5 protein-coding genes are annotated in these 6,263 nt (G+C 40.8%); 1 reads left to right on the top strand and 4 read right to left on the bottom strand.

The features are described 5' to 3' along the window. The first annotated feature begins 54 nt into the window (after positions 1 to 54). Entirely contained in the window at positions 55 to 603 is a 549-nt protein-coding gene (locus JN11_RS24535) for a DUF1566 domain-containing protein (RefSeq protein ID WP_170227803.1), read from the top strand. Positions 604 to 694: 91 nt separating this feature from the next. Here the strand turns inward: JN11_RS24535 and JN11_RS19385 are convergent, their stop codons facing one another. The 4 genes from JN11_RS19385 to JN11_RS19400 all read right to left on the bottom strand — a co-directional run bounded on the left by JN11_RS19385 (position 695) and on the right by JN11_RS19400 (position 6,237). Beyond that, positions 695 to 1,183 carry a macro domain-containing protein gene (locus JN11_RS19385; protein WP_246139059.1) on the bottom strand — a complete coding sequence of 163 codons (489 nt, stop codon included), beginning with the start codon at positions 1,181 to 1,183 and terminating at the stop codon, positions 695 to 697. After that, positions 1,155 to 1,394 carry a hypothetical protein gene (locus JN11_RS19390; protein WP_144915222.1) on the bottom strand — a complete coding sequence of 80 codons (240 nt, stop codon included), beginning with the start codon at positions 1,392 to 1,394 and terminating at the stop codon, positions 1,155 to 1,157. The genes JN11_RS19385 and JN11_RS19390 overlap by 29 nt, the downstream gene beginning before the upstream one ends. 131 nt (positions 1,395 to 1,525) lie before the next feature. After that, positions 1,526 to 1,990, bottom strand: coding sequence for a hypothetical protein (locus JN11_RS19395; RefSeq protein ID WP_144915224.1), 465 nt, complete (start codon positions 1,988 to 1,990; stop codon positions 1,526 to 1,528). A 53-nt stretch (positions 1,991 to 2,043) separates the two neighbouring features. After that, positions 2,044 to 6,237: a DUF6443 domain-containing protein gene (locus JN11_RS19400; protein ID WP_211360847.1), complete on the bottom strand. Its 4,194-nt coding sequence runs from the start codon at positions 6,235 to 6,237 to the stop codon at positions 2,044 to 2,046. Positions 6,238 to 6,263 lie beyond the last annotated feature (26 nt).

Consider the following 6,263-nt stretch of genomic DNA (forward strand, 5'->3'; position numbering starts at 1 on the left):
TGCAAACTCACGGGACTCAGCGGTGGCGTAACCTATTATGTTCGAGCCACAGCAATGAATGGCGAGGGACAGCGGGTGTATGGCAATCAGGTGACCTTTACCACGCCGCAACCACCGATAGCCATCGGACAAAGTTATGCCGGGGGAATCATTTTCTATGTTGATAATACGGGAAAACACGGGTTGGTGATGGCTCCAACCGATTTGCCCCTAGAAACAACATGGGACAATGGTACCGTTGGATTACTTACAACCAATACCGCCGTTGGTACCGGCAAAGCCAATACTGCAGCAATAGTTGCTGCTTTAGGAACAAGTTACGCCAACACCTGGGGTACCTATCCGGGCTACGCGGCATTGGACGCCAGCAAAGTGACCGTGAATGGCTATAGTGACTGGTATCTGCCTTCAAAGGATGAACTAACACTAATGGAAACCAATTTGTCAGGATTGGATTTAGGGCCTGCCAAGCTTACCGGGGCTTATTGGAGTTCCAGCACGGAGACCGTGCCTACTTTTTTCGCCTGGGCCGTCTCAGCCACTGCGCCTGCCTTAAAAGAAATGAATCTTCCCGGAGGTGTCCGTCCGATTAGAGCGTTTTAGTTCATATCACTCTGATGCTGCTAGTTGAAAGAAGAGGCTTTAAGTTACGGGACCCGCCTTTGTGAACTATTCTTGTCTACAGACGGGGTATTTAACGGTCTTCAAAATTTTCTACTATAAAAAGAGTTATTCCCGAATATTGACTTGCAACCTGCTCTAACACTACCTTCACGTCTTGCCATTTTAGGCCACCTAAACCGGAGCCAATTTTCGGCAGGGCGATTTTTTTTATTTTATGTTCTGAAGCGAATAAAAGCATCTTTTCCAGAGATTGTTCAATTGCTTGTAGTTCTGCGTTGGTTCGCCAAGAAACTTGTGTCCCAAGATTAAAAACATAGCCAATACCATAATTATGTATATAAACATCTCCAATATTGAATTTTTTTTCAACACAGAGGTTTCTATAGGTTTTATACATTTCAGGGAATTTCTTTTTAAATTGGACGGCGATACCTTTTCCCATTGCACCTGAACAATTGCAACCGTGAGCATAGTTTAAGACATCGTCTATTTTAAAAATGTCACCAGATTCTATATAGGTAATCATATCATCAATATTTCCAATTTTTTTCAAATTCATCCTTGGTTATGAAATCGTTTTGGTCAAAATCAAGTTGGTCTATGCTTTGATCGCAAAGCATAGACCCATCCATCACCGGAACCTCTAGTGACAAAAAACGCTTACCTTTCTGAGATATTTCTATTTGCTGAACAGCACTTCCATCTTTGAAATGAATATAAAACAGGACGTCTTCCTCTGTCCAATATTTTTCTATAAACTGATCTTTCACATTGTTTATCACAAAATTGATTTGCGTTACCTCAAAAAAGTAAGGGTAAAAAAATTAAATAGTAAAGCCCGACATTCCTGTCTCTGTTGTAACTAAAACTTTTGTCGAGCTCTATCTTTAATTACGTTATTTTAATTACACATATTCATATAACTTTCTGGCAAACCCATTGGTTCTAATGTAAATATACCTTCATAAGGATCCCCTTTTTTATAATTGTATATTATTTTACCGTCCCTGTTCATATTAGCTTCAACATAATTTGGAACACCAATATCAGAATCAAAGAAACCAGCTGCCATTGTAGCTATACCATTTTTTATTTTTAGACAACATAAATTATTATAAATATAAAAATTTTCAGTATTCGTATAATCCAGCTTAATACATATCATAAAATAAGTTCTTCCACCATTCTCATATACTTTAGAATTTATAATCTTACCCTTAAACTGAATATTGCCAATACTCGCCAAGCGGGTTTGCTGATCTTTATCCTCTTGTCGAGATGAATTAGATTCTATAATCCATACAAAAGCAATAAAGCAAATAATAACTACAATTATGAAAATTAATATTTTAACGCTTTGTTTCATTTTTTTAAGATAAACATTTATTTGTATTGCAGTAAATTTAGAATTTATTTTTGTTAAGGTACTAATGTGTGCGTAAACCAATTAAGTGCAATGTGGCCCCATGAAGTGTTTTTTGTTGTATTAATTTGTTGGCCTGGTAATAACCAGGTCTTCCCCCAGTGAAGTTCTAATCCTACACTCCCTCCTACAATAACTCCTCCAGATGGGCCAATCGCGATTGAATAACCAAGACTAAAGACCTGCCAGGCATTATCACTAGATTTGCTGTATTGAAACCCCACATTACCATCCCCGACTAAAGGTTTATAAGATGCCGCTAACCCCCAACCAGAATAAGGCCCTGCAAAATCTTTTGGATTATTAGCAAATGACATTTTAGGATTGTTAATAGCTATAAAGTAACTTTTTGCAACGCCTACGCTAATCTCGGCACTCGATTCAAAAACAGCTTGACCTTCTATTCCTACATAGTCAAACCATTGCCCTTTAAAGGGGCCGCCCAGAAACAGCGTATGTTGCACATAGGCATTACCGCTATACCCTGTCCCTAATGTTGCGGTTACCATGGCCGCCTGTTGATAACCAATAGCTACATTATCTAAACTAAAATTACCCTTTATTGCAATAGTAGTATAGCTATTCAACGCTGGTATAGGGACAATAAATACCCCATTATTAGCTACTATAACGACACCACCGCCACTAGAATTATTATTAGTTTTTTTGGTTGCCGCATCGGGATTGGTAGATCCAGAGTTTGCAACTGGTGCATTAGCAGATGGCGCATTCGGAGCATCACTAGCTGGAACTGAACCTATGCCATATAGATTGTTTAACTGGTCTGAAGTGGTGCCATAGCCATCAATGACCTGGTTCTCCATTCCATCCGGATCGATATTCCGAATAGGATTATTTTCACCATAATTGTAAGGAGAAACACGTCTATTATTCTCCCCTAATAGATCCATACTTGTCCATCTTGCTACTACGGGATCGTAGAAACGCGCATTGTAATCGTATTGGACTATTTCTTCTTGTAACTCTTTTTTATTATAAAGATATTCAGTTTTTGGACTACTTATAATCCGTTTTATTTCGTATCCAAAAGGATAGTAATCATCCTGCTGCAGTACAGCTGCCGAGCCGTTTTTTGTATCAAAAGTAACCCTAGTATTACCGAGGTGGTCACTTAGATAATAATTGTAATCATAACCTCCTGAACTAGTTGGCATAGCTTTACCTTCTTCCGTTTGTATAAAGCTAATTGTGGGCGCAGAAGCACCGGTCGCCTTGTCATACTGTATCCCCTCAATGTAATCCGTATTACCCGTAATCGGATTTACTTTCCTCAACTTGTTACCTAACGCATCATAATAATAAGTAATAGTTCTTCCGCCAGTAAAGGTTTGTGGCAAATTGAGTAAATTGTATTGAACGTTTATGTTAGCCAGTGCTGTACCATCCGGAGGAGTGGGCATAACGATCATATTCCCATTTCCATCATATTGGTAACCTGTATAATTACCCGGCCTATAACCATATAAACTGGTATCCGGAGATAAATCGTTTATACCTTGCACCTGGTTGCTTCTATTACCATTATTGTCGGTATAGCTATAGCTTAGCTGATCTATCAGTGTATTAGCCTGATATCGATTCAGCGCTGTGATATTTCCTAAGTAATCATAAGTTATTCCGGTTTCGTCATTATGATCAATAGATATTCCGCTTAACAACCTGTTTAAATTATCATAGACATAAGAATAACTTTTGCCATTCGGTGCGGTGCTCGTTCCCCAGCTCTGGCTAGCTATATTACCATTATACTGAGCTATTGGGGCTATCCCATTTATACCAGCAACATTGTTATATTGCAGTTGTTCTTCAAATAATGGCCCACTGTTGTTTAATAACCATCCCCGTTCATTATAGGCAAATGCTATATTTTGCAAAAAATTGATGCTATCAATACTATGCAATTGCTTGGTCACTACTTGACCTAACTCGTTGTAAACCACTTGTGAAAGTAATGTTCGGGGAGTTGGGGTCGTACCATTGGTAATCTGCTCCCATGTTTTTAGCTTACGGCCCGTATGATCGTAAATGTATTGGTTAGATGTCGTTATTATTGGTATGGTGGTATTGCTGGTATTAAAATGCCTTCGGATAGTAGTAGTAGGTATATTGGTAAAATCATAGGTACTGCTTACTACATCATAGTTGTATGGACTTAATACACCACCTAAATAATGCTGTGCATAACTTTGAATAAGCCTCCCAAGGTCATCGTAATATTTAACTTTCCAAAGCATATCAGGGAGCGTTGCTGGATTGCTGATCGTATTTAACACTGCTGTTTTAGTAGCAGTAGGTAAGCCCCTTGTCCTTGCACTTGCCCCACCTGGAGAAGCAACGGTTACAGGCCGTCCCTGAAATGTGTAATCATCATAATAGTTAACTACAAGCGGTATTACATTACTACCAAATGGAAAAGCATTGTTCGTATATCCTTGAGTTGCGCTGCCTGGACTTGCTGTCTCCCATTCTGCATATGTCCCTACCCCTAACTGATAACTCACGAAATTTTGTAATGGAACTCTTGAGCTGGTATCCACAGTAATACCCGTCATTATCACCCTGCCCAATGCATCATACTTCATAAAACCCCATTGGCCATGTGCCCGTTTGTTAGCATCCCTGTCAAATACTAACCGGTCAAGCAGATTATAAACCATTTCCTCAACACCCTTTCCAGGCAATTGCTTGGCTACCATACGATTCCGTTCATCATAACCATATTGGTAGCATAAATTATTCAGTGTTGTCTGATTACTGGCACTGGTGAGTCCGGTACTGTTATCCGGATTCGCTCCCGGTGTCAATACAAAAGCCAGGTTGTCAAACGGGTCATATACATAATAGGTGCTCAAAACCTCAACTAAGCTGGTGCTAGTATTATAATTATAAGTACGTTTCAGCAACACATGACCTTTTTTGTCCTTGTATTCTTCAACTGTATTTAACCTTGGGTCGTTTATAGTATTAGGAACAGTTTGTGTGCTTAGCCAGTTTTCATTTTGGCTCACGGTTACATACAATTGATTTGCACCATATGCCCCTTGGAATGTCAATGTGCGAGTACCATTCGCGTCTATATTAACACCATATTGATTTGCCCAATAAGTAGTACCATCGTTATTAGCATATATAGTTTTTACGGTATGCCCCGATATAGTATTAGGCGTGATAACGGCCGTTCCTGTCAGCTGCCAGGCATCGCCAGGTGCCCCCTGCTCCAATACACGATTTAAAGGAGATGGTTCAAAAGCTGTTCCGGCTTGTGGTGTAGTAATGGGGCTTACGCCAAATGGTGGAGTAACATAGAACTGCGCTTGCCCCGCCATCGGAGTAAGGGCATCCGTTTTATAGCTCCCATCGTTTGCTGTAGCTCCGGTTAAGGCGTAAGGTAAATATTTAGTGGGTTCCCGTCCAAAGGCATCATAAGCTATAGGTTGCACCACATCATTACCCATAGAAGATCCTTTTACCTGAACCGTTTGTAATGGCCTGCCTAGCCCATCAAAGTATTGAATACCAATCTCAACCTGATTCATATCATTGCTTAAAGCAGTATTGTTGGTGATATTTGGTACCCGTGGCATGAAGGTAATAACATAGTTGTGGTCCTGGCTGGGGTTAAAGCCTGCTGGAGGAACAACCGCCATTTGAAGAGGTGTTGTAGGTGCTCCGGAAAGATTTCTTGTAATAACCGCGTAGCTCGTCGAAGCTGAAACCACAGTGGGTGTTCCGCTGATACTGCCCGAGACTTTGTCAAAAGCTAAACCGGCAGGAAGCGCCGGGCTAATGCTATAGCCACCCAATATAATCTCCCGGATATTATCATTCCCCCAATCTGGCACATATACATTGCCATCAATCCCTATCGTCACCCCCTCTATTATGTTAAAACTGGCCGCTGCACCCACTCCGTCTGTTAAGCCTGCTGTTCTGGGTGTCCCGGCAAGGAGACTCACCGTTCCGTCCGTGCCGATCTTCCGGATATCCCGGTTACCATACTCGGCTACATAAAAGTTTCCTGCTCCATCAAGAGCAACATCCGCCGGAAAGAAAAAATCCGCATTAGCTGATGTTCCGTTCAGATAACCTTCATTACCGCTTCCAGATAGGGTACTCACGACCCCGGCTGGCGTGATCTTGCGGATTACCTGGTTATATTCATCTGCCACATATAGATTACCCGCCGAATCAAAGA

This window comes from Mucilaginibacter frigoritolerans (genome assembly GCF_007830615.1).
GTDB classification, from domain to species: domain Bacteria; phylum Bacteroidota; class Bacteroidia; order Sphingobacteriales; family Sphingobacteriaceae; genus Mucilaginibacter; species Mucilaginibacter frigoritolerans.